At 68.8% G+C, this 22,296-nt stretch carries 22 protein-coding genes; 9 read left to right on the forward strand and 13 right to left on the reverse strand.

Annotated features, from left to right (window positions below; genetic code table 11):
- Positions 1-36 precede the first annotated feature (36 nt).
- A complete protein-coding gene (locus U5N23_RS02985) occupies positions 37-1,203 on the forward strand; it encodes an ABC transporter substrate-binding protein (protein WP_322591367.1) in 1,167 nt (388 codons plus the stop codon).
- On the opposite strand, the gene U5N23_RS02990 is transcribed toward U5N23_RS02985, so the two are convergent.
- Positions 1,193-2,098 (reverse strand): LysR family transcriptional regulator, encoded by a 906-nt coding sequence (locus tag U5N23_RS02990; RefSeq protein WP_322591368.1) that lies wholly within the window; start codon positions 2,096-2,098, stop codon positions 1,193-1,195. The genes U5N23_RS02985 and U5N23_RS02990 overlap by 11 nt on opposite strands.
- Positions 2,099-2,350: 252 nt before the next feature.
- On the opposite strand from U5N23_RS02990, the gene U5N23_RS02995 reads away from it, so the two are divergent.
- The 3 genes from U5N23_RS02995 to U5N23_RS03005 are packed head-to-tail and all read left to right on the forward strand — an operon-like array spanning position 2,351 to position 4,040.
- Entirely contained in the window at positions 2,351-3,334 is a 984-nt protein-coding gene (locus U5N23_RS02995; protein ID WP_322591369.1) for a TerC family protein, read from the forward strand.
- 17 nt (positions 3,335-3,351) lie between these two features.
- Entirely contained in the window at positions 3,352-3,474 is a 123-nt protein-coding gene (locus U5N23_RS03000) for a hypothetical protein (RefSeq protein ID WP_322591370.1), read from the forward strand.
- On the forward strand, positions 3,474-4,040 hold the full coding sequence (locus U5N23_RS03005) for a DUF2062 domain-containing protein (RefSeq protein ID WP_322591371.1): 567 nt from the start codon (positions 3,474-3,476) through the stop codon (positions 4,038-4,040). The genes U5N23_RS03000 and U5N23_RS03005 overlap by 1 nt, the downstream gene beginning before the upstream one ends.
- A 14-nt stretch (positions 4,041-4,054) precedes the next feature.
- Here U5N23_RS03005 and U5N23_RS03010 read toward each other — a convergent pair whose 3' ends face one another.
- From U5N23_RS03010 to U5N23_RS03025, 4 genes are all read right to left on the reverse strand, one after another.
- Positions 4,055-5,026: a tripartite tricarboxylate transporter substrate binding protein gene (locus tag U5N23_RS03010; RefSeq protein ID WP_322591372.1), complete on the reverse strand. Its 972-nt coding sequence runs from the start codon at positions 5,024-5,026 to the stop codon at positions 4,055-4,057.
- Between the two features lie 119 nt (positions 5,027-5,145).
- Positions 5,146-5,397 (reverse strand): DUF2783 domain-containing protein, encoded by a 252-nt coding sequence (locus tag U5N23_RS03015; RefSeq protein WP_322591373.1) that lies wholly within the window; start codon positions 5,395-5,397, stop codon positions 5,146-5,148.
- Between the two features lie 16 nt (positions 5,398-5,413).
- On the reverse strand, positions 5,414-7,102 hold the full coding sequence (locus U5N23_RS03020; protein WP_322591374.1) for an FAD-dependent oxidoreductase: 1,689 nt from the start codon (positions 7,100-7,102) through the stop codon (positions 5,414-5,416).
- 21 nt (positions 7,103-7,123) lie between these two features.
- On the reverse strand, positions 7,124-8,080 hold the full coding sequence (locus U5N23_RS03025; RefSeq protein WP_322591375.1) for an MBL fold metallo-hydrolase: 957 nt from the start codon (positions 8,078-8,080) through the stop codon (positions 7,124-7,126).
- A gap of 155 nt (positions 8,081-8,235) precedes the next feature.
- Between U5N23_RS03025 and U5N23_RS03030 the strand changes: the two genes are divergently transcribed.
- Complete coding sequence (locus tag U5N23_RS03030; RefSeq protein ID WP_322591376.1) at positions 8,236-9,045, forward strand: IclR family transcriptional regulator; 810 nt, start codon at positions 8,236-8,238, stop codon at positions 9,043-9,045.
- Positions 9,046-9,056: 11 nt separating this feature from the next.
- On the opposite strand, the gene U5N23_RS03035 is transcribed toward U5N23_RS03030, so the two are convergent.
- Positions 9,057-9,644, reverse strand: a complete 588-nt coding sequence (locus U5N23_RS03035) for a Crp/Fnr family transcriptional regulator (RefSeq protein ID WP_322591377.1) — start codon at positions 9,642-9,644, stop codon at positions 9,057-9,059.
- 84 nt (positions 9,645-9,728) lie between these two features.
- Here U5N23_RS03035 and U5N23_RS03040 point away from each other — a divergent pair, with 84 nt between their 5' ends.
- Positions 9,729-10,184, forward strand: a complete 456-nt coding sequence (locus U5N23_RS03040; protein WP_322591378.1) for an isoprenylcysteine carboxylmethyltransferase family protein — start codon at positions 9,729-9,731, stop codon at positions 10,182-10,184.
- A 21-nt stretch (positions 10,185-10,205) separates the two neighbouring features.
- On the opposite strand, the gene U5N23_RS03045 is transcribed toward U5N23_RS03040, so the two are convergent.
- From U5N23_RS03045 to U5N23_RS03070, 6 genes are all read right to left on the reverse strand, one after another.
- Complete coding sequence (locus tag U5N23_RS03045; protein ID WP_322591379.1) at positions 10,206-11,504, reverse strand: O-acetylhomoserine aminocarboxypropyltransferase/cysteine synthase family protein; 1,299 nt, start codon at positions 11,502-11,504, stop codon at positions 10,206-10,208.
- A gap of 31 nt (positions 11,505-11,535) precedes the next feature.
- On the reverse strand, positions 11,536-12,012 hold the full coding sequence (locus U5N23_RS03050) for a CoA-binding protein (protein ID WP_322591380.1): 477 nt from the start codon (positions 12,010-12,012) through the stop codon (positions 11,536-11,538).
- Between the two features lie 24 nt (positions 12,013-12,036).
- On the reverse strand, positions 12,037-12,651 hold the full coding sequence (locus U5N23_RS03055; RefSeq protein WP_322591381.1) for a thioredoxin family protein: 615 nt from the start codon (positions 12,649-12,651) through the stop codon (positions 12,037-12,039).
- Positions 12,652-12,744: 93 nt separating this feature from the next.
- On the reverse strand, positions 12,745-14,940 hold the full coding sequence (locus U5N23_RS03060; RefSeq protein WP_416208563.1) for a protein-disulfide reductase DsbD family protein: 2,196 nt from the start codon (positions 14,938-14,940) through the stop codon (positions 12,745-12,747).
- A 46-nt stretch (positions 14,941-14,986) separates the two neighbouring features.
- Positions 14,987-18,724, reverse strand: a complete 3,738-nt coding sequence (locus U5N23_RS03065) for a DUF748 domain-containing protein (protein ID WP_322591382.1) — start codon at positions 18,722-18,724, stop codon at positions 14,987-14,989.
- Between the two features lie 121 nt (positions 18,725-18,845).
- Positions 18,846-19,598 carry an alanyl-tRNA editing protein gene (locus tag U5N23_RS03070; RefSeq protein ID WP_322591383.1) on the reverse strand — a complete coding sequence of 251 codons (753 nt, stop codon included), beginning with the start codon at positions 19,596-19,598 and terminating at the stop codon, positions 18,846-18,848.
- A gap of 55 nt (positions 19,599-19,653) precedes the next feature.
- Between U5N23_RS03070 and U5N23_RS03075 the strand changes: the two genes are divergently transcribed.
- The 3 genes from U5N23_RS03075 to U5N23_RS03085 are packed head-to-tail and all read left to right on the forward strand — an operon-like array spanning position 19,654 to position 21,557.
- Entirely contained in the window at positions 19,654-20,166 is a 513-nt protein-coding gene (locus U5N23_RS03075; RefSeq protein WP_322591384.1) for a DUF1569 domain-containing protein, read from the forward strand.
- A gap of 34 nt (positions 20,167-20,200) precedes the next feature.
- On the forward strand, positions 20,201-21,052 hold the full coding sequence (locus tag U5N23_RS03080; protein ID WP_322591385.1) for a creatininase family protein: 852 nt from the start codon (positions 20,201-20,203) through the stop codon (positions 21,050-21,052).
- Between the two features lie 40 nt (positions 21,053-21,092).
- Complete coding sequence (locus U5N23_RS03085) at positions 21,093-21,557, forward strand: GNAT family N-acetyltransferase (protein ID WP_322591386.1); 465 nt, start codon at positions 21,093-21,095, stop codon at positions 21,555-21,557.
- A gap of 28 nt (positions 21,558-21,585) precedes the next feature.
- Here U5N23_RS03085 and U5N23_RS03090 read toward each other — a convergent pair whose 3' ends face one another.
- Positions 21,586-22,257 (reverse strand): histidine phosphatase family protein, encoded by a 672-nt coding sequence (locus U5N23_RS03090; RefSeq protein ID WP_322591387.1) that lies wholly within the window; start codon positions 22,255-22,257, stop codon positions 21,586-21,588.
- Positions 22,258-22,296: the final 39 nt, after the last annotated feature.

Raw genomic sequence — 22,296 nt, forward strand, 5'->3', positions numbered from 1 at the left:
GTTGTGAAGATCCATAAATACGACAGGAGACACAGCATGAAGACAGGCGTTCGGCCGGGGTTGGCGCGCAGGGAGTTTCTGCGCTCGGGTGGGGTGTTGGCCGCAGGCCTTGCGGGCACGGCCTGGGCCCAGGACAGCGCAGGCGTGAGCGACAGCGAGATCCTCATCGGCCAGTCGTGCCAGCTGAGCGGTCCGCTCGCGGCCCTGACCAGTGAGGTGCGCCAGGGCGCCAGCCTCTATTTCGACCACGTCAACGCCTCGGGCGGCGTGCGCGGGCGCAAGATCCGCGTGCTCGCCATCGACGATGCCTACGACCCCAAGAAGGCGGCCGAGAACACGAAGAAGCTGATCGACGAGGACAAGGTGCTCGCGCTGTTCCAGTACGCCGGCACGCCCCCGGCGCTGGCCGCCCTGCCGATCGCCGAGGAGCGCGGCGTGCCCTTCATCGCGCCGTTCACGGGCTCCGACGGACTGCGCCAGGCGGGCAGCCGATACGTGTTCAACATCAAGGCCGGCTATGCAGCCGAGCTCGATGCCACGGTCAGGCAACTGGCCTCGGTGGGCATCGCGCGCATCGCGGCGGTGTACCTCAACAACCCCTTCGGCACGGGCGGGCTGGCCTCGGTCGAGAAATCGGCCAAGAACCACAAGGTGGAACTTGTGGCCCAGGCCCCGCTGGAGGTGGATGGCTCGAAGATGGCGGACGCCGTGGCTGCAGTCGCCAAGGCCACGCCCCAGGCCATCATCGTCATCAGCGCCGGCAAGCCCAGCGTGGACTTTGTCGATGCCTACCTCACGGCCGGCCACCGCACCACGTTCTACATGCTCTCGGTGATCAGCAATGCGCAACTGGTCAAGGCGCTCGGCGAGCGCGCACGCGGCGTGGTGGTCTCGCAGGTCGTGCCCTCGCCGTGGAACCAGAGCATGCCGATCTCGCGCGAGTTCCAGACCCTGGCCAAGGCCAAGGGCATCACCGAGTACACCTTCAGCCAGATGGAGGGCTTCATCTCCGCCCGCTTCCTGGTCGAGGCACTGCAGCGCGCCGGCGCCAAGCCCACGCGCGCAGGGCTCGTGCAGGCCATGGAGTCGATGAAGAGCGTGAACCTGGGCGGCTACCCCGTGGAGCTGTCGGCCACGCAGCACAGCTCGGGCAAATTTGTCGATTTGCTCATGATGGGCCGCAACGGAAGGTTCACGAAGTAAGCAGCGCACCGCCCTGCGCCGCTTCCAGCAGCCGCGTGAGCAGCGGGTGCATGACCTTGCGCGCGTTGTAGATCAGGTGGAACTGCTCCTGCACATCGGGCGTCGTGCCCACCTGCACCAGGCCGTGGGTCGTGAGCAGGTGCGCACCCACCGATACCGGTGCCGGCATCACGCCCATGCCGGTGGCGGCAAAGGTGCTCAAGAGGGCACTGTCCTCGAATTCACCGGCGATGCGTGGGCGGATGCGCTCGCGCTCCAGCCAGTGGTCGATGCGCGCGCGCATGGCCGCATGCTCGGTGGGCAGCAGCACGGGCACCACGGCCAGGCTGTGTGGAAACTGCCGGGCCGCCGCTTCGGCCCACACGGGCGGGGCATACCAGGCCACGGCACTCGTGCCCAGCAACTGGCTGGTGGTCTTGAGGGCCGGGTTCGGCGGTGCTGCGCGGTCGGCCAGCACCGCGTCGAGCTTGTGCAGCGCGAGCTCGCCGAGCAGCGGCTGGAACTCCCCCTCGTGGCACAGCAGGCGCAGGTGCGGCTCGTCGAGCACGGGCGTGAGCAGCCGGTGCATGGCCAGCTTGGCGATGCCGTCGGAGATGCCCAGGTTCAGCCGCAGCGTCTGGCCGCTGGCGGCCTCGCGCACGCGCTGCGTCAACTGCTCGCCCAGCGCGAAGATCTGGTCGGCCTCGTGCAGTGCGGCCACGCCAGCTTCGGTGAGCACCAGGCTGCGCCCCTCGGTGCGCAGCAGGCTGGTGCCCAGGGCCTGCTCCAGCAGGCGCACCTGCGCGCTGATGGTCTGCACAGCCATGTCCAGCCGCTCGGCGGCGCGCGCGATGCCGCCCTCCTTGGCGACCACCCAGAAGTAGTACAGGTGGCGGTAGTTGAAGCTCTGGCTCATGGCGTGCGTGTCCCGACGGTCTGCAGGGGCTTGGGGTGGCGGTTGTTTGGTTCGTAAAAACCAGATGAATGGTACCTAAAAGACAGATTTTAAAGATGAAAGGACATCCCTACAGTGCGGGCTTGCCTCGAATTTCTAAGGAGATCCCTCATGCCCGACACCACTGTCCGCACCCCCGCCACCCCGACCCCGGGCCTGCCACCCCTGCCGCGCTCGCGGCGCTGACGCCGCCGCGCAAAGGAGAACGACATCATGGAAACCATTGGAACCTGGTGGATGTGGGCGGGCTTTGCCGTCTTTGTGGTCGTGGCCATCGGCATCGACCTCTTGGTGATGGAGCGCCAGGGTGCGCACAAGGTCACCACCAAAGAGGCCGTGAAGTGGAGTGTCCTGTGGTTCTCGCTGGCCTTCGTGTTCGTGGCCGGCCTGTGGTGGTACCTGGACGGCAGCCAGGGCCGAGAGGTGGCCAACACCGTGTCGATGCAGTTCATCACCGGCTACCTGGTGGAAAAGAGCCTGTCGATCGACAACATCTTCGTCTTCCTGATGCTGTTCAGCTACTTCGCCGTACCGCCCCAGCACCAGAAGCGCGCGCTGATCATCGGCATCATCGGCGCCATCGTGCTGCGCACCTTGCTGATCCTGGCAGGCGCCTGGCTGCTGGCCTCGTTCCACTGGCTGCTCTACGTGTTCGGCGCCTTCCTGGTGTTCACGGGTGCCAAGATGTGGTTCGCTGCCGGCCAGGAGCCCGACATCGCGACCAACCCGGTGCTGCGCTTCCTGCGCAAGCGCATCCGCATCGCCGATGTGTTCGACGGCGAGAAGCTGACCACCACCATCAACGGCGTCAAGCACTACACGCCGCTGTTCGTGGTGCTCATCCTGATCGGCACCACGGACATCATCTTCGCGGTGGACAGCATTCCGGCCATCTTCGCCATCACCAGCGACCCGTTCATCGTGCTCACGGCCAACATCTTCGCCATCCTGGGCCTGCGTGCGCTTTACTTCCTGCTGGCCGACCTGGCCGACCGATTCCACTTGCTCGCGTATGGTCTGGCGCTGGTGCTGGTGTTCATCGGTGGCAAGATGCTGCTGATCGACCTGGTGAAGATCCCGATCGGCTACGCCCTGCTGGTCACGGCCGGGCTGATCGCCGGCTCCATCATCCTGTCGCTGCGCACCTCGGCGGCAGCGGCCCCCGGCGAGCCGACTGCGCTGCCACCCAAGACCTGAAGGAGCCTGCCTTGGACATGTTCGATTCTGTGATGATCACCATGGGCGTGGCCCTGGCGGGAACGGCCCTTCTGGCCCTGCGCATGGTGGGCCGCAGCCGGCGCAAGCTGCGCCAGGGTGCTCCCCGGGCGACGCGCTGATGCAGATGCTGTGCACCCTGCGGCGCTGGCTGCGCCGGCTCGAACCCCGCGTGCGCGACCAGTTGGCCGGCACAATGCTGGCCCGCGCCGTGCCCTGGATGGAGCAGCGCGCGCTGTTCCGCTTCCAGCGCGAGCCGCTGGCGCGCGGGGTGGCGGCCGGCATGTTCTGCGGGTTGATTCCGGGGCCGCTGCAACTGCTGGGCACGGTGGGGGCCTGTGGCTGGCTGCGCGGCAACGTGGTCGCCGGTGGCATCACCACCTTCTATACCAACCCCCTCACCACCGTGCCGCTCTACGTGCTGGCCTTCCAGATGGGATCGCTGGTGCTGCCGGGCGAGCAGACCATGCCCGCTTGGAACGCCTCCGGCCCGGCCGGAGTGTTCAGCGTGGAGGCCCTGGCCACCTGGATGCAGGCGCTGGGCACGCCGCTGCTCGTGGGCCTGCCCGTGCTGGGCCTGGTCCTGGCGGTGCTGGGCTATGGCCTGGTGCAGGCCTTGTGGCTGGCGCCGGCCGTGCAGCGCGGGCGCCGCTGGCAGCGGGCGCGGGCGCTGCGCGGCCAGGCCTGACGGGCGGTGCCCGTTCAATCGAGCTTGACGCCCACCTTGGTGATCACGCGGCCCCACTTCTCGCGCTCGGCGCGCGCATAGCTGCCCATCTGCGCTGGCGTGCCGGGCAGGGGCTCCACCCCCAGGGCCTGCAGGCGCGCGCGGGTGCGCGTGTCGGCCAGGGCGGTCTGCAGCGCCTTGCTGAACTGGGCCACGGCCTCGGGCGAGGTGCCCGTGGGGGCCACCAGCCCCTGCCATGCAAACCCCTCGAAGCCCTGCAGCCCCTGTTCCTGCATCGTCGGTACGTCGGGCATGGTGCCCACGCGCTGCGGGCTGGCCACGCCGATGGCGCGTACCTTGTTGGCGGCGAGGAAGGGGTAGACCGTGGCGCTGTCGATCCACATCGCGGGCACCTGGCCGCCGATCACGTCCTGGATGGCCGGGGCCGCGCCGCGGTAGGGCACATGGGTGAGCTTGAGCCCGCTCTGCTCGCGGAACAGCTCGCCCACCAGGTGGTGCGGGCTGCCCGGCCCGGCCGATGCCCAGTTCACGCCATCGGCGTTGCCCTTGGCCCAAGCCATGAATTCCTTGAGGTTCTTGGCGGGCACGTTGTTCGAGACCACGAGGAACATCGGAAAACGCACCAAGAGGCCCACGGGCTGGAAATCCTTCTCGGCGTTGTAGCTCAGCTTGCTGAAGAGAAAGGGGTTGGCCGCCAGCGTGGCGAAGTCAGCCGAGAAGACCAGGTTGCCGAAATCCTTGTGGCGCGCCGCATAGTCGGCAGCGATGTTGGTGCCGGCACCGGGCTTGTTGTTGATGATGATGGGGCGGGCGAGGCTGGCTCCCATGGATTCGGCGATGGTGCGCGCCACGATGTCCGAGCCCCCGCCGGCCGCATAGCCGACCACCCATTCCAGGGGCTTGCTCTGGTCCTGTGCGTGCAGGGGCAGGGCGAGGGGCGTGAGTGCCAGGCCCGCGAGGGTGGCGAGGAAATGTTTGCGCAGCATGGTGGTTTTGTCTCCGGTGGTCAAAGAATGGATGGGGGTGGCTCGGGCACGGCGCTGCCGCAGGCCCCGTCTGTGCGGGGCTTGCGCGGCGGCGTCTGGTGGTGGGGCGGTGGGCGGCGTCAGGCCGCAGCGTGTATCGGGGGGACCGGTGTCATGGGCGCGATGTCCGCGTTGCCGGCGGGCACCGTGCTGCCGCGCGCCAGCTGCAGCGCATGCAGCAGCGTGGCCTGGTCGCCGATGTGGTTGGCCAGCAGCAGGATGAGGCGGGCGTTCATCGCATGGCTCTCGGGCGGTGTGAGGCCGTTGTGGCTGGCGATCAGGGCCTCGTAGAAATCGTCGCAGGCCTGCAGGTGGGGCTGGGTATCGAGCATGCTCAGGGCTCCTTCGTCAGGCGGTTGCGAGGTCGGCAGGGGCGACTGCCGCAGGCTGGTGGCTGGCCGTCGCCGTGGCCAGCGCTGCGCGCACGGCGCCTTCGCTCAGGCTGCGCCAGCGCGCGCACACATGCTGGTCGGGTCGCACCAGGTAGGCCGTGCCGGGCTGTGCATCCAGGCGCCGGGCCAGCAGGCCCTGGGTGTCCTGCAGGTCGTGGCCCACCTGCAGCAGCTTCACCTGGGGCAGGGTGGCTGCCCAGGCCGGCGCGGTGCCGAACACCAGCAGCGTGAAGTCTGGCCCCAGCGTACGCAGCAGCCAGGCACTCTGGCCACCGTACCCCACGGGCGCGTCGAGCAGCACGGCGCCCGGCACCTGGGTGCCGGCGAATGTGTCGCCGTCCGGGGTGTTCAGCGGCGAGCCATGCAGTGTGGCCGGCACCGACAGGCGCCCGCTGTTGACGATGCGGCGCGCAAATGGGTGCTCGCGCGCCAGCTCCAGCGCGGCATCGCGGAACAGGCGGCTGATCTCGCTCTTGGGCGTGATGAAGTCGGTGGCGCGGGTCGAGTTGGCAATGTTCTCGTCGGCCGCGTACTCGCGCTCGGGGCCATAGGTGGCCAGCAGTTCTTCGCCGGCACGGCCGCGCAGCACCCAGTCGAGTTTCCAGGCCAGGTTTTCGGCGTCCTGCACGCCGCTGTTGGCGCCACGTGCGCCGAAGGGCGACACGCCATGCGCGCTGTCGCCCGCAAACACCACGCGGCCATGCACGAAGCGGTCCATGCGCAGGCAGGCAAAGGTGTAAACGCTGGCCCATTCAAGCTCGAACTGCGCATCCGGCCCGAGCAGCGCGCGCACGCGCGGCAGGATGTTCTCAGGCTTTTTCTCCTCCTCGGGGTCGGCATTCCAGCCCAGCTGGAAGTCGATGCGCCAGACATTGTCGGGCTGGCTGTGCAGCAGCACGCTCTGGTTGGGGTGGAAGGGCGGGTCGAACCAGAACCAGCGCTCCGTCGGGAAGTCGGCGCTGCTGGCCATCTTCACGTCGGCGATCAAAAAGCGGTCCTGGAAGATGCGGCCCTTGCTCTCCAGGCCCATCATCTGGCGCAGCGGCGAGCGCGAGCCATCGCAGGCGGCGACCCATTGCGCGTCGATCCGGTAGGCGCCCTCAGGGGTCTCGATGGTGAGCAATGCACCGCCATCGTGCGGCGCAATGCCTCCCACCTTGTTGTGCCAGCGCAGCTCGATGTTGGGCAACTGCAGCGCCCGCTCCACGAGGTAGGCCTCGGCGTAGTACTGCTGCAGGTTGATGAAGGCCGGGCGCTCATGGCCGTCCTCGGGCAGCAGGTTGAACTCGTACAGCGGCGCGCCGTGGAAGAACACCTTGCCCACGTTCCACGACACGCCCTTGTCCACCATGCGCTGGCCCACGCCCAGGCGGTCCCAGATCTCCAGGGTGCGCTTGGCAAAGCAGATGGCGCGCGAGCCGGTGGACAGCCTGCAGTCGTTGTCCAGCACCACCACACGCTGGCCGCGCTGGGCCAGGTCGATGGCCAGGGACAGGCCCACAGGCCCGGCACCCACCACCACGACGGGGTGCTGGACGGGTGCCGGGGCATCCTGGTCGGGGGAGCGCCGGTAGGCGAATTCGATGGCCTGTACCTGGGCGCCGGTGCCGTCGAATGCGGGTGGTGCGGACGCTGTTGTTGTCATGTTTGTCTCCTCCGTGGCCACTCAGCCTTCGAGTGATTTCCACATCTGGATGTCCCGCTCGGCCGTCCAGATGCGCGGGTCCGGGTACTGCGTGGCTTCGTCATAGGCCCGCGTCACGTCGAACGGCATGCAGTGGTTGAAGATCACCCAGTGGCCGTATTGGGGTTGCAGTTTGGCGAAGGTGGCTTCGTAGACCTTGCGCAGGTCTTCGCCCTTGGCCGCGCTGGCCTTGACGCTTTCGTACAGGTCGCTGATGAAGGCGCGCGTGCCGGCCAGGCCGGCCTGCACCTGCTCGGGCGTCTGCAGCGCCGCGCCGCGCCCGGGCACCAGCTTCTCGGGCTTCAGGGCCGCCAGGTTATCGAGGGTCTGCGGCCAGTCCTGGAAGTAGGCATCGCCCGCATACGGCGTGGCGTCGAACTCCACCAGGTCGCCGCTGAACAGAATCTTCTCCGCCGGCAGCCAGGCCACGGTATCGCCCTTGGTGTGGCCGCGGCCCAACTGCAGGATCTGCACTTCGAGCGTGCCCAGCCACAGGGTCATCTTCTTGTTGAAGGTCATGGTCGGCCAGGTCAGACCGTCGGGCACGCTTTCCACGTTCTGGAACAGGCGCGGGAAGCGGCCGATCTCGCTGTCCTTGTCGAACTGGCCGCGCTCGACGATCAGGTCGCGCGTGTCTTCGCTGGCAATGATGTGCTCGGCCCCGTAGGCGCTGGCGCCGAGCACGCGCACCGCGTGGTAGTGGGACAGCAGCACGTACTTGATGGGCTTGTCGGTGACTTCGCGGATGCGGCGGATCACGTCCTGGGCCATGACGGGGGTGGCCTGGGTGTCGATGACCATCACGGCGTCGTCGCCGATGATGATGCCGGTGTTGGGGTCGCCCTCGGCGGTGTAGGCGTAGGCGTGCTCGGACAGCTTGTCGAAGCTGACTTTCTTGACTTCCAGGTCGGCGGCGGAGGCGAAGGTCTTGGTGGTCATGGGGCGGCTACCGGTTGATTTGGTTTAGTGGAATGAATTCATCTAAACGGAATGTTTTGATCATAGGCAATAAATTCGTCAATGTCTAATTCATTTGTTTAAGTGGAAACCCCAAGGCGATCGGGATCACGCCGGGCTCGGTGGACAATGGCGCCATGGACGACCTTTCCCGCGACCTTTCCCCCGCCGACGACGAAGACAGCCCGCGCGCGCCGCGCGGCATCCAGAGCGTGGAGGTGGGCGGGCAACTGCTCAAGGTGCTGGCCCGCACCGGTCGCCGCATGGCACTCAAGGACCTGGCGCGTGCCGCCGACATGACGCCCGCCAAGGCCCACCCCTACCTCGTGAGCTTCGGCAAGCTGGGCCTGATCGAGCAGGACGCTGTGAGTGGCCACTATGGCCTGGGGCCGCTGGCCATGCAACTGGGCCTGATCAGCCTGCAGCAGGTAGACCCGGTGCGGCTGGCGATCGCCGAGCTGCCGGCCCTGGCCCAGCGCATCGGCTACACCGTGTCGGCTTCGGTCTGGGGCGACAGCGGGCCGACCATCATCCGCGTCGAAGAGGGGCCTACGGCCGTCTATGTGGCCATGCGCCATGGCACGACGGCGTCGGTGCGGCACACCGCCACGGGCAAGGTGTTCGCGGCCTTCGGCCCGCGCGAGCGCACCGAAGCCGCCCTGGCCGCCGATGGCCATGCCGGGGCGCTCGACGACCCGGCCTTTGCCGCGGAACTGGACGCCGTGCGCTCCCACCAAGTGGCCGAGGTTACCGACCAGTTGCTGCCCGGCATCAGCGCCCTGGCCACGCCGGTGTTCGACGGCTTTGGCCAGCTCGTGCTGTGCCTGGCCGTGATCGGCCCGAGCGCCACCTTGCGCACCGGGCCGGACAGTGCCGCAGCGGGCCATCTGCGTGACACGGCGCGCAGCCTGTCGCAGCGGCTCGGGGCCGCGCAGGGCAACAGCTGAGCTGCCTTGCCTCAGCCGCGCAGGGTCCGGGCTTTGATGCGGCTTAGGGCCACGGGTGTCACGCGCACGTAGCTGGCGATGTCGCGCTGGCGCAGCTGGGCGGCGATCTGCGGGTGCTCCCGCAGAAAGCGCAAATAGCGTTCTTCCGGCGACAGGGTCAGGAGCTCCATCTCGCGCTGCTCCTTGCGCTGGCCATAGAGGCGGTAGGCATTTCCCAGCGCACGCTGCCACTCCATGTGGCGTGCTGCGAGGCCTTCGAGCACGGCATGGTCGATCTGGTCGACGGTGCAGGGCCCCCCCTCGGCCATGGCGGCATAGCTGGTCACGCCGCCAGCTTGCAAGGCGGTGAGGCTGGCGAAGCACATCCCCGCTGGCACGAAGCCTTTGACCCAGACATCGCCCGCGGCGGTCTCGTAGACCATCTTGACCAGGCCCTGGTTCACCACGAAAACACGGGCTTGCACCTCGCCTGCATGGAACAGCATCTCCCCGGCATGCAATTGCCGCGGGATCGCGGCCTTTTCCAGGGTCTGCCATTCGGGCAGTGCAGACCCTGCCAATTGTTCGAACGCATCGCGGGTGGAAAAAAGTGAAGACAAGACAGGGCTCCGTTAACCCAGGTTATCGCAGGAAGGTGATGGCATCGGCAGACTGCAGCCATTGTGATCCACAGGAGATTCTTCATGCAGCGGCTTTTGCTTCCCCCCGTCGTCTGGCTCGCATCGGTCGGGCTCATGGTGATTTTGCAGCGCCTCTGGCCGGTAGGGCGCCTGCCTGCCGGCGCGGCCTTCAGCGCCATGGTGGGCGGTGCCGTGCTGGGGGTACTCGGGATCGGCATCGCGCACTGGCATGCGCAGCTGTTTCGCCGTATCGGTACCAATATCAACACCTTTGGAGAACCCGGCAAGCTCACCACCGCAGGGCTGTTCGCCCACACCCGCAATCCCATGTACCTGGGCATGCTGGTGGCCCTGGCGGGCGCAGCCATGGCTTTGGGCGCGCTGTCTCCATGGCTGGTGGTGCTCGTGTTCTTCCTGCTCCTGCAGATCTGGTACATCCCGGTGGAGGAACGGGCCATGGCGGCCCGGTTCGGCAGCCAGTATGCGGACTACTGCCGCCATGTGCGGCGCTGGTTGTGATCGGCGTTCTGCGGGCTGCTGTCAGGCCCGAGCCAGCGCCTGGTCGATATCCCAGAGGATGTCGTCCAGGTCCTCGATGCCCACCGACAGCCGAACCATGTCGGCGCTCACGCCCGCGCGGGCCAGCTCTTCGTCGCTGAGCTGCCTGTGCGTGGTCGATGCCGGGTGGATCACCAGCGTCTTGGCGTCGCCGATATTGGCCAGATGGCTCAGGAACTCGCAGGCGTCGATGAACTTTTCGCCCGCCGCGGCACCTCCCTTCACACCGAAGGTCAGGATGCCCGAGGCGCCGGGCGTGCCGTCCACCGTGCGGAACTGCTTTTGCGCCAGCGCGTAATACGGTGAATCGGCCAGGCCCGGGTAGTTGACCCAGGCCACCTTGGCATGGCCCTGCAGGAACTTCGCCACCGCCAGGGTGTTGCGGCAGTGCTCGCGCATGCGCAGGTGCAGCGTTTCAGCGCCCTGCAGCAGCTGCCAGGCGTTCATGGGCGAGAGCACGCCGCCGAAGGTGCGGTTGATCTCCATGCGCGCCTTCATGGTGTAGCCGAAGTCGCCGAAGGTCTCGTAGAACTTCACGCCGTGGTAGGCCCGGCTGGGCTCGACCATCTCGGGGAACTTGCCGTTGTCCCACGGGAATTTTCCGCCCTCGACCACCACGCCACCCATGGTCGTGCCGTGGCCGCCGATGTACTTGGTGGCGCTGTGCACCACGATGTCGGCGCCAAAGGCCAGCGGGTTGCACAGGTAGGGGCTGGCCACTGTGTTGTCGATGACCAGCGGCACGCCGTGGGCGTGCGCCACCTCGGCCACGGCCGCGATGTCGAGCACGTTCACGAGCGGGTTGCCGATGGTCTCGCCGTACACGGCGCGGGTGGTGGGGCGCATGGCGCGCGCGAAGTTCTCGGGGTCGGCCGGGTCCACGAAGCTGGTCTCGATGCCAAGGCGCGCAAATCCCACGCCGAGCTGCCCCACCGTGCCGCCATAGAGCGTGCTGGCCGCCACGATGTGGTCGCCCGTCTTGAGGATGGCCAGCAGCGCCGCCATCTGCGCGGCCATGCCGCTGGCGCAGGCCAGAGCCGCGCGGCCGTTCTCCAGGCTGGCGATGCGCTCCTCGAACACGGCTACCGTGGGGTTGCTGATGCGGCTGTAGACGTTGCCGAAGGTCTGCAGGTTGAAGAGGCTGCTGGCGTGCTCGGCGCTGTCGAAGACGAAGCTCGTCGTCTGGTGGATGGGCGTGGCGCGCGCGCCGGTCACCGGGTCGGGGATGGCGCCCGCGTGGATGGCGCGCGTGCCGAAGCCGTAGTCTCTGTCCTTTTCCATGGGGATGTCTCTCCTCTTTTGGTCTTCTTGTTCAATAGGGCAGTTGCTGCGGGCGCTTGGCCGAGATCACGCGTGTGTTCACGCCGGCCCAGTTGAGCCCGCCGAACAGGCGCGCATGCTCGATCTTCACGCAGCGGTCCATCACCACCGCCAGGCCCGCAGCGCGCGCACGCGCTGCTGCGTCTTCGTTCACGACACCGAGCTGCAGCCACAGGCACTGCGCGCCGATGGCAATGGCTTCCTCGGCCAGCGGCGGGATGTCCTCGCTCTTGCGAAAGCAGTCCACCATGTCGATGCGGTGGTCGGCCGCCGCGGCGGTGATGCTGGGGTAGCAGCGCTCGCCCAGGATCTCGCTCGCCATGGGGTTCACCGGCACGATGCGGTAGCCATGGGCCTGCATGTACTTGGCCGCAAAGAAACTGGGCCTGTGCCATTGCGGCGACAGGCCCACGACCGCGATGGTGCGGCAGGTTCCGAGGATGTGGCGCAGTTCGCTGATGGTGCTCATGCCACCAGTGTAGGGCGCAGCCGGTCAGGCCGGGTCTTTGTACTTGATGCTGCAGCCGTAAGGACGGGTTGTCGAGGCCGTCAGCGGCTTGCCCGCCAGCGCCTCTGCCAGCCCGGCCTTCACGTAGTTGGTGGCGCGCGGGATGTCCTCGGCCTTGGCCGAGGCGATGCTGTCGATGCCGCCGGCATAGATCAGCTGGCCCTGCGGGTTCACGATGTACATGTGCGGCGTGGTGCGCGCGCCGTAGGCGCGGCCGGCCGTGCCCTCCTCGTCCATGAGGATGGCGCTGGGCACGGACTGGCGCTCCTTGAGCCAACTGGTCAGCTTGGCGGGCTCCAGGTAGTCGCCGCTGGCCTTCTCGGTGGAGTTGACCGCGAGCCAGACCACGCCCTTGGCCGCCGCGTCCTTCTGCGTCGTGGGCATGTTGCCGCTGTCGTAGTGCTTGCGCACGAAGGGGCAGCCGGGGTTGGTCCATTCGAGCACCACATGCTTGCCCTTGAAGTCCGACAGGCGCACGGTCTTGCCCGTGGTGTCCTTCAGGGTGATCTCGGGGGCCGGCTGGCCCACGGTGGCGACAGCCTGCGCACCGGCGGCGGCCAGCAGCAGCGGAAGGGCAAAGAGGGTACGTCGAAGCAGCATGGATGAAAGATCTCCAGGTGGGGGACGGTGGTGGGGCAGTATGGGTGATGCGGCCCCGGATTTCCAGGCGGAGCCCCTGCCGACCGGCTGGTCTTACAGCGCCGCCACCGCGGCGCGCAGTTCCGCTTCGCCCAGGATCTCGGAAAACACCACGGGCGCCTTGCCCGGGGCATGCAGCACATACACCGGCACGCCGCTGCGGCCCAACTGGGCCAGTGCGGCGGTGATGGCCGGGTCGCGGCGCGTCCAGTCGGCGCGCAGCAGGGCCACGTTCTTGGCGCTGAAGTCGGCCTGTACGTCGGCGTTGGCCAGGGTGGTCTTCTTGTTGTACTGGCAGGTCACGCACCAGGCAGCGGTGAAGTCCACGAACACCGGGCGGCCGCTGGCCACGAGCTGCTCGGCCGCGCCCGGGGTCCAGGCCTGCCACTGCGGGCCGGTGGCGCTGGTCGTGGCAGTGGACATGGGCGCCGCCGCCACGTTGGTGATGTGGGGCGCGAAGGTCCAGGCCAGCAGCGCCAGCGCCAGGACGGAGACCGGGGCCATGAAGCGGCGCGCGGTGCCCGCGAGCGACAGCGCCCAGGCCACCATGCCCAGCGCCACCAGCAGGATCAGCAGCGCGCCCGCGCCGTCGATGCCGCTTTGCTGGCCCAGTACCCAGACCAGCCAGACCACGGTGGCCAGCATGGGGAAGGCCATGAATTTGCGCAGCGTGTCCATCCAGGCGCCCGGGCGCGGCAGCGCGCGCGCCACGGCCGGCACGAAGGCGGCGGCCAGGTAAGGCAGGGCCAGGCCCAGGCCCAGCGCCGCGAACACGGCCAGCGCCTGCGGCCCCGGCAGCGTGGCCGTGAGGCCCAGCGAGGCGCCCATGAATGGCGCGGTGCAGGGCGAAGCCACGGCCACGGCGAGCACGCCCGTGAGGAAGGAATCGGCCACCGGGTGGCGCGCCTGCAGGCTGGCCACCGAGGAGGGCAGGAAATGCCCGAACTCGAACACCCCCGCCAGGTTCAGCGCGATCAGCGTGAACAGCGCGGCCAGCCCCGCCACCACGGCCGGCGACTGCAGCTGGAAGCCCCAGCCGATGGCCTCGCCCGCCGCGCGCAGGCCCAGCATCAGCGCGCCCAGCGCCAGGAAGGACAGCACCACGCCCGCGGTGTAGGCGATGCCGCTGAGCCGGTGCGCGCGCCGGTCCTGCGCATGCTGGGCGAAGCCCACGACCTTGATGGCCAGCACCGGGAAGACGCAGGGCATGAGGTTCAGGATCAGCCCGCCGAGCAATGCGCCCAGCAGTGCCGCCAGCAGCGTGAGTGGCGGGGCCGACGAGGTGGAAGCGGGGACACCCGCCACATTGGCCTTGAGCGCGGCCTCCAGCGCGGGCGACACGGTGGCCGCTGCGGCCACGGTGGGCCAGGCGCCCAGCACCTTCAGCTCGGCCCGGTAGCCCTGGCCGTCGGCGGCCAGCACCACGGGCATCGGGTCAGGGCTGTTGCTGCGCTGGGCCGACAGCGGCACCTCGGCGGTCCAGACGGCGCCCTTCCAGGCCTGGGTCCAGGCGGCGGCGTTCTCGATCACCTCGGGCGTCTCGGGGAACAGCTCCAGCGCCTTGCCGCGCAGCGCCTCGGGCAGGCCCTGCACGCTCAGCTGCAGGGTGCTGCCTTCTATGCGGGCGTGGCTCTCCTGGCCCGGTGTACCGCTTGCGATGGGCCGGGGCTGGGCCGCCAGGGCGGCGTCGAACGCAGCACCATGCATGGCCGTGGTGCTGCGTGCCGGAATGGTCAGCGTGAAGTCGCCCTCTTCAGGGATGCATTCCTTGCGGCACACCAGCCAGGTGGCGCGCAGGCGCACCGTGGCATCGTTCGACAGCGCCTGGGGCGCGAAGGTGCTGGCCACCGTGACCGGCACGGGCAGCAGCACCGTGTCCTCGTAGCCATAGTTGGCCAGGGTGCCGATGGGGATCTTTTTCGGCAGCGGCCAGGCGATCTCGCCCGCATCCAGCCCGGCCGGCAGGGTCCAGGCCATCTCGATGGGCAGGCCGGAGTCGCCGGGGTTTTTCCAGTAGGTGTGCCACTCGGGCTGGTGCGTGATCTGCAGGCCCAGCCACAGCGGCTGGCCCGGTTCGATCCCCTGCGGCGCATGGGCGATCAGTTCGGCACGCACATGCGGTGTGGTCACCACCGCACCGGTGGCGCCCCCGGCCTTGGAGGCCAATTGGGCCCAGGCGCCGGCCCCGGCGAGCAGGAATGCTATGAAAAGAATAGCTCTGGCAAAAAAGGGCAGCGGGCGTTGGGGCATGTTGCAAGGTGTGAGCACCGGGGCGGCGATTGGTTCCGGCGGACCTTCATTGTGTCGCCAGGCTCAATTGCGCCTGCGGAGACCATTTGTCGGGCTGGGTCCCCGTGCGCGGCGCCGCCAGGAACAGCCGCTCCACCGGCAGCTTCTGCGCCAGCAGGTAGCTGCGCACCGCCTGTCCGCGCTGGGTGGCCAGTTCCTGCGCCTGGGTCTCGGTGGCGGGCTGGTTGGCCAGCAGCAGGGCTTCCATCTCGGCCGGGGTCAGCTCGCGCGCCAGGCCCACCAGGTTGCGCGGCTTGGGGATGTCGGCGCGGCGGTACACCTCCTTGAGCAGGGCGGGGTACTCGGCGGCCTGCACGGGTGCCGTGTCGGCCGGGCTGGCGCGGCGCTTTTCGGCCAGCACCAGTTGCTGCAGGTGCTCGCGCTGCAGGCCTTCGCGCTCGGCCTGCAGGCTGGCCTGGCCGGTCACGGTGATGCGCAGGTTGGGGCGGTCGGTCAGTGCCTTGACGACCTTGGCCAGGTTCTGCTGCGCCTCGGGGCTCAGGCTGGCGCTGCCCGGGGCGAAGGGCACGCTGCTCAGCTCGTCGCCGCCGCCCAGGGCACTGGCCAGCAGGCTGAAGGGCGAGGTCAGGGCCTTGCCGATCAGGTTGACGATGATCTTCCAGATCACCGGGCCCACGCGGAACTCGGGGTCGTTGAGCGAGCCGCTGAGAGGCAGGTCCAGGTCGATCACGCCATTGCGGTCGGCCAGCAGCGCCACGGCCAGCTTCACGGGCAGGCTGTTGGGCGCACCGGCCACGGGTTCGCCAAAGGTCAGCTGGTTGAGCACCAGCCGGTTGCTGGCCGTGAGCTGGCCGCTCGGGAGCACCTTGTAGGCCACGTCCACGCTGAGCTTGCCGCGCTCGATACCATGCCCGGCATATTTCACGGCATAGGGCGACAGCGGTGGCAGCTCCAGGTCGCGCACCTTGCCCGCGATGTCCAGCGCGAGCGGCTTGGCCAGCGGGTTGAGCTTGCCGGTGATCTCCAGCGACGCCGTGCCCTCGGCCTTGCCGCGCAGCTCCAGGTCGGCCAGCACCGGCTCGCCGCCGGGTGCGGTGGTGGAAAAGGCGCTGAGCTTGCCCGTGAGTTCCGACAGGTCGGCCGAGTAGTTGGGCTTGATGAAGAAGTCCGAGAACAGCACCTTGCCATTGACCAGGCTCACCGGGCCGAACTGCACCACCGGTGCCAGCGGGTCGGCCGGCGCTGCCGCCACGGCGGCGGACGCTGCGGACGCAGCAGGCGCCGTCGCGGGTGGCACCGACCTGGCGGCGCTGGCGGCGTTGGCCGCCTGGGCCTCCGCCGGGGTCTTGGCGATGTCGCCCAGGTTGATGCGGCCGGCCTCGTTGATGGCGATGCGTGCGAAGAAGTCGGCCAGGCTGGTCTCCCTGACCGACAGGCGCGGGGCCGTGCCGGGGGCGGTGGCCAGCTCCACGCCGCGCAGGTTCAGGCTCTTCCAGGCCAGCAGTTCCTCGCCCACCTGGGCCTCGGTCTTGGGGGTGGAGGCCGAGGTGCTGTTGGCCTGCAGGTCGTCCACGGCGGCGTCGCCCGACAGGCGCAGGCTGGCGCCCTTGTCGCCCTGCGAGAAGGCCACCTGGCCCTTGAATCCCACGTCGGCGCGCAGCAATTCGATCGCCAACTGGCTGGCCAGGTAGCCGTCGAGCGCGTGCAGCGGCAGGCGCGTGGCATCCAGACGCCCCTGCGTGGCCAGTGGCTGCAAGGCCAGTGTGCCCTGGTAGTCGAGCTTGCCAGGCGTGCCCTTGCCCGCGGCCACCTGGGTAGAAATCTTGAGCGCTTCGGGCTTGCTGCCGTCGGTGGCGAGGTTCTTGGCGCTGATGCCCAGGGCCGACAGCTCCAGCGCCACGGGGCGGGCCTGGGCGTTGTCGGCCAGCGCAATGGCACCGCCCTGCAGGCTGAAATCCGCCACGCGCAGCACCCACGGCGCGGCGGCGGAGGCATTCGGTGCCGGGGCGGTTTCTTCTGCCGGGGGCGTGGTGGCCGGCGCCTTCATCCAGCGCTCGAACATCCAGCGCCCGTCCGCGCTGCGGTCCGCCGTGGCCTTGGGCTGGGTCAGGGCCAGGCTCTCCAGCGTGGCGGTGCGGGTGTCCAGCGGCACCTGCAGCCCCTTGACTTCCAGCCGGGCCAGGCTGGCCAGCACGGTCTTGCCCTGGCGCAGGGCCAGTTGCTCCAGCACCAGCGGGCCGGCGGTGAGGGTGATGCCGGTGGGCGCCGCAACACCGGGCTTTGCGGACGAGGCATCGGGCGCTGCCCACTGCACCCCGATGTCGCCGGTGAGCTGGCCCGACACGGCGGGCTCCAGCACCTGCGCCAGGTAGGGGGCGGCCACCTGCAGCGCCAGGGCGGTCACAGTCGCCTGCACCTGCGCCTTCTGGTCGGTGGCCTCGCCCTTGAAGCCCAGGCTGCCGTCCTGCAGCTTGAAGCCGCCCTCGAAGGCCACGGGGTGGGCCCAGGGCAGGGCCAGGTCCCGGGCGTCGAGCGTGAAATCGCGCGCTTCCAGTGCGGCGGCTGGGCGGGTGGTCTGGTCGCCCCAACGCAGCGTGCCGCCGCGCACCAGGGTGTGGGCGACCTCGACCGTCCAGGGTCTGGCGGCAGCAGGCTTGCCCGCACTGGAAGAGGCTGGGCGCGAGGCGGCACTGGCTGCAGGCGCAGCCGCTGCAGCGGGGCTGTCGGGCGCCAGTTGCGCCAGGTTGATCTGCCCGTCGGCATTGCGCCTGGCGTTGAGCACCGGGGCCGTGAGCTCCACCTGCGACAGGCGCACCACCTGGTCGAGCGGGCGCACGTCGGCCAGGTCGATCTTCAGGCGCTCGTAGCTCAACAGGTCCTGCCCCTGGCGGTCCGCCAGGCGTACGTCGCGCGCCTGCACGCTGCCGGTGAGCTTCACGGCCATCTTCGGGGCCTGCTCGAAGGCCACCTTCAGGTCCACATCCAGCGTGGCGCCCTGCACCTTCACGGGCAGGCTGGCGGGCAGGTAGGCCAGGTAGGGGGCCAGGTCCACGCCGTCCCAGCGCACGCTGGCGTCGGTCTTGCCGGTCTGGGCAAAGGGCGTGCCCTGGGCCGAGGAGTCGAAGCGGCTGCCGTTGAGGACGAAGGCCAGCTGCGGCTCCACCTTCACCTCGCGCTGCGAGGGCAGGGTGCTGATGAAGGGCACCTTGAGCGCCAGGTCGCGCAGGCTGTGCTGTTTGCCCACGCTGCGGTCGTCGTAGTCGATGCTGCCGCCGATGAGCGCCAGGTTGTACAGCGCCAGGCGGGCGGGGCCGGTGTCGGGCTTGGGTTCGGCGGGCGGTGCGGTGACCTTGGCGATGATGTCGTCCACGTCGTAGCGGCCCCCGCCCAGGTGGGCGATGTGCAGCACGGGTGACTCCACGGTGAACTCGTCCACCACCGGCGCCAGGCGCAGCAGCGATTGCAGTTCGCCATCCACATGCACGCGGGCAATGCTGAGCTGGGGCCTGTCGCTGCCCTCGGCACCGGCCACCGCGATGTCGCGCAGCGTGAGTTCCAGCGACCAGGGCTTGAAATCGATGGCGCCCACCGTCACCGCCCGGCCCAGTTGCGCGCTGGCCGCACGCTGCAGCGGTCCCTTGAGCAGGGGCGGCACGGCCAGCCAGGCCAGCAGCCACAGGGCCAGCAAGGACGTCAGGGCCATGGCGGCACGGCGCGCCCAGCGGTGCTGGCGCAGGGCTGCCAGGGAGGGGCGGGTCAGGGAAAGGCGTTCGGGAAGAGGCATGGAGGCAGCGGAAAACGTCGGGCGGTCAGGGCCATGCCGCGAACGGGCGGCAGGCCGCCCAAGGTACCACCGCGCGGGGCTGAGCGGTGTATCCAGCGGTATGGTTGAGGTTTGTTGACGTTCAGGCGGCGAAGCCCAGCACCACGCGGCGGGTGGTGGCGCTCTTCTTCTCGATCTTGGTGACCACGATGGCGCCGATCTCCGCAGTATTGGCCACGTGCGTGCCGCCGCAGGGCTGCAGGTCGATCAGCGGGGCACCGCCCTCGCCGCCGATGCGGATGGTGCGGATGCGCCCTGAACCGCGCGGCGGTTGCACGCTCATGCTCTTGACCAGGGCCGGGTTGGCGTCGAGCTCCTGGTCGCTGATCGAGGCCACCGTCAGGGGATGGGCCGCCGCGACCAGGGCTGCGATGCCGGCCGTCAGCGCATCCTTGTCGAGCGGGTCGGTCATCGAGAAATCCAGGCGCGCGTACTCGGGCGTGATGGAGCAGCCGTTGACCAACTGCGGCACCAGATGGCACAGCAGGTGGGTAGTGGTGTGCAGGCGCATCAGGCGATGCCGGCGCTCCCAGTCGATGCGGGCCGTCACGGGCGTGCCGGTGATGAGCGCGGCCAGCTGCGCTTCCTGGCCCGGGGCGGGCACATGCACGATGTCGGCGGTGGGCTGGCCTTCGGCGTCCTTGCCCTTGCGCGTGTCGGCCATGGCGATGGCCGTGCCATCGGCCAGCAGCAGGTGGCCGCTGTCGCCGGCCTGGCCGCCGCCCAGGGGGTAGAACACCGTGCGGTCGAGCACGATTCCGGCGTCGGTGATGGCGGTGATGTGGGCGCTGCATTCGCGCAGGTAGCCGTCTTCTCGGAACAGATCGTGGGTCATCCCTGGATGGTAGCGGCAGCGCCGTGCGGCTGCAGGGCGATACCATCGGCACACCATGAAACGCCGCACCGCCCTGATCGCCGCCCCCCTGGTCCTGGTCCCCGCCGTCGGCTGGGCCGATGAGCCCAAGGTCGCCGACCTGTCCGGCGCGCTGCGCTGGCTGGACAAGCTGGAGGCCACCCCCCAGGCCCGCACCACGGGCGCCTGGCCGCTGGTGGCTGTGCTTGAGCACCTGTCGCAGAGCATTGAGATGAGCATCGACGGGTTCCCCAAGGAAAACAGCGCCCTGTTCCAGCGAACGCTGGGTGCCGCCGCGTTCGGCTTCTTCGGCTGGCGCGGGCGCATGTCGCATGGCCTGGCCGAGCCCATTCCCGCGGCGCCAGCGCTCACCATGTCGGGCGACTGGAAGCCAGCCGCCCAGCGCCTGCGGGCTGCCATCGCGCGCTTCAACGCCCACTCGGGGGCACTGCGTCCGCACTTTGCCTATGGCGCGCTGGACAAAGCCGAGTTCGCACGGGCCCACACCTTTCACATCGCGAACCACCAGGACGAGATCGTTCTCGCCTGAGACCGCTACCATGGCGGGCATGACGCAGCCACCGATGCCTCCCTCTTCCCCACCCGCCGCCACGCCCCCGCGCTGGTGGGCCGATCTCGGCACGCGCGACTTCGCACAGCGCAAGGCCTCGGGCCTGGCCGAGCAGACGGTCGCCGTGCTGCCCGTAGCGGCCATCGAGCAGCATGGGCCGCACCTGCCGCTGTCGGTCGACGCCACGCTGCTGCAGGGCGTGATCGACGCGGCGCTGCCGCTGTTGCCGGCCGACCTGCCGGTGCTCTTTTTGCCGCCGCAGAACGTGGGCCTGAGCCCGGAGCACATCCGCTACCCTGGCACGCTCACGCTGTCGCCGGCCACCATCATCGCGCTGTGGACCGAGCTGGGTGAGTGCGTGGCACGCGCCGGTGTGAAGAAGCTGCTGCTGTTCAACGGCCATGGCGGCCAGGTCAGCGTGATGGACATCGTGGCGCGCGAGCTGCGCACGCGCTGCGACCTGCTGGTCTACAGCGCCAGCTGGTTCAGCCTGCCCCTGCCCGATGCGGTGGCCGGCCAGTTCAGTGCGCAGGAGCACCGCTTCGGCATCCATGCGGGCGAGATCGAGACCTCGATGATGCTGCATCTGGCGCCAGCCACCGTGCACATGGCGCATGCGCAGGACTTTCGCTCCACCTCGCAGGACCGCTCGGAGCATTACGCCATCCTGGGCAACGGCAAGAGCGCCAAGCTCGGCTGGCAGATGCAGGACTACCACCCGGCCGGTGCCGTGGGCAATGCCGCAGCCGCCAGCGCCGACAAAGGCCGTACCGTGGTGGAGGCGGCGGCCACCCAACTGGTGGCACTGCTGCAGGAAATGGCGGCATTGCCGCTGAGCACCTTGCGTGACCAGCCCGATTGTTGAGGCCGGTCGCCACGCTTTGCACGGCCTTTGCGCTCATTGAATGACCATGATCAGACCTGCCACGTTCCCCGGCGATCTTCCTGAAGTCATCGCGATTTTTCGCGAGTACGTCAAAAGCCCGGTGGCCAATCTCGTTTTTCAGGACTACGAGCAGGAGTTCGCGCAACTGCCGGGAAAGTACGCCGAGCCCGACGGGTGCATTCTTCTGGCCGTCATCGAGGGCCAAGTGGTGGGGTGTGCCGCCCTGCGCCGGGTCGATGCCAGCGCCTGCGAACTCAAGCGCGTGTACGTGCGGCCCCAAGCCCGCGGGATGGCGCTGGGCCGGCAACTGGTGCAGCAGATGGTGCATGCCGCCCGGGACGCAGGCTATCGGCGCATGTGCCTGGATGTGCTGGCGGAATTCGTCGCGGCCCAGAGGCTCTATGAATCGCTGGGGTTTGTGCCTGCGCAGGCCGTGAGCTTCAACCCGGTTCCTGGAACCCGCTTTCTAGCGCTCGACCTGTAGCCGTGCCACTCTGCGGGCCTGCCGGTGGTCAGGCATGGGTGAGCCAGCCGGCATGCTCCAGCGCATGCAGGTGCGGCAGGGTGTTGAAGGTCTGCAGCATCAGGCGCTTGGGGCTGATGCTGAACTCCGTCACCGCGCTGTTGCGGATGCGCATGTTCAGCGCGATCGTCACCTCGGGCGCGGTGCCCAGCACCTGGCCCACGGCGGTCGAAATCGGGCCGCCGCTGCTGACCAGCAGCACGTTGTGCCCGACATGGTGCTGGCGCACGTGGTCGAGCGCGGCGCGCACGCCTGCGCTGAACTCGTTCCACGTCGGCATGCCCTGCGGGCTGATGACCCCCGCCATCCACTGCGCGAGCGCATCGCACAGCAGGCGAAAGTGGTGGCGGTACAGCTCGGGCGTATCGGGACTGGGCAGCGGCTGCGGGTGGATGGCGGTGATCAGCGCATGGCTGTCGTACTCGTTGAGGCCGGGCATCTGCAGCACTTCGGGGGTGACCTGCAGGCCCTCGGCAATGCCTTCGAGCGTCTGCGTATGGCGGCGCAGCGTGCCGGTGATCACGGCATCGAATACCACGCCGTGCTCGCGCCAGTGTTCGCCCAGGCGCACCGCCTGCTCACGCCCGCGCGCGCTCAGTTGGTCGTAGTCGTCTGCGCCAAACGAGGCCTGGCCGTGGCGCACGAGGTAAAGGGTTCCCATGCGCCGGATTGTGGGCAGGGGCGGGCCTGGACGTTTGTC

Origin of the sequence: Acidovorax sp. (genome assembly GCF_034519795.1) — a bacterium.
GTDB lineage: Bacteria > Pseudomonadota > Gammaproteobacteria > Burkholderiales > Burkholderiaceae_C > Acidovorax.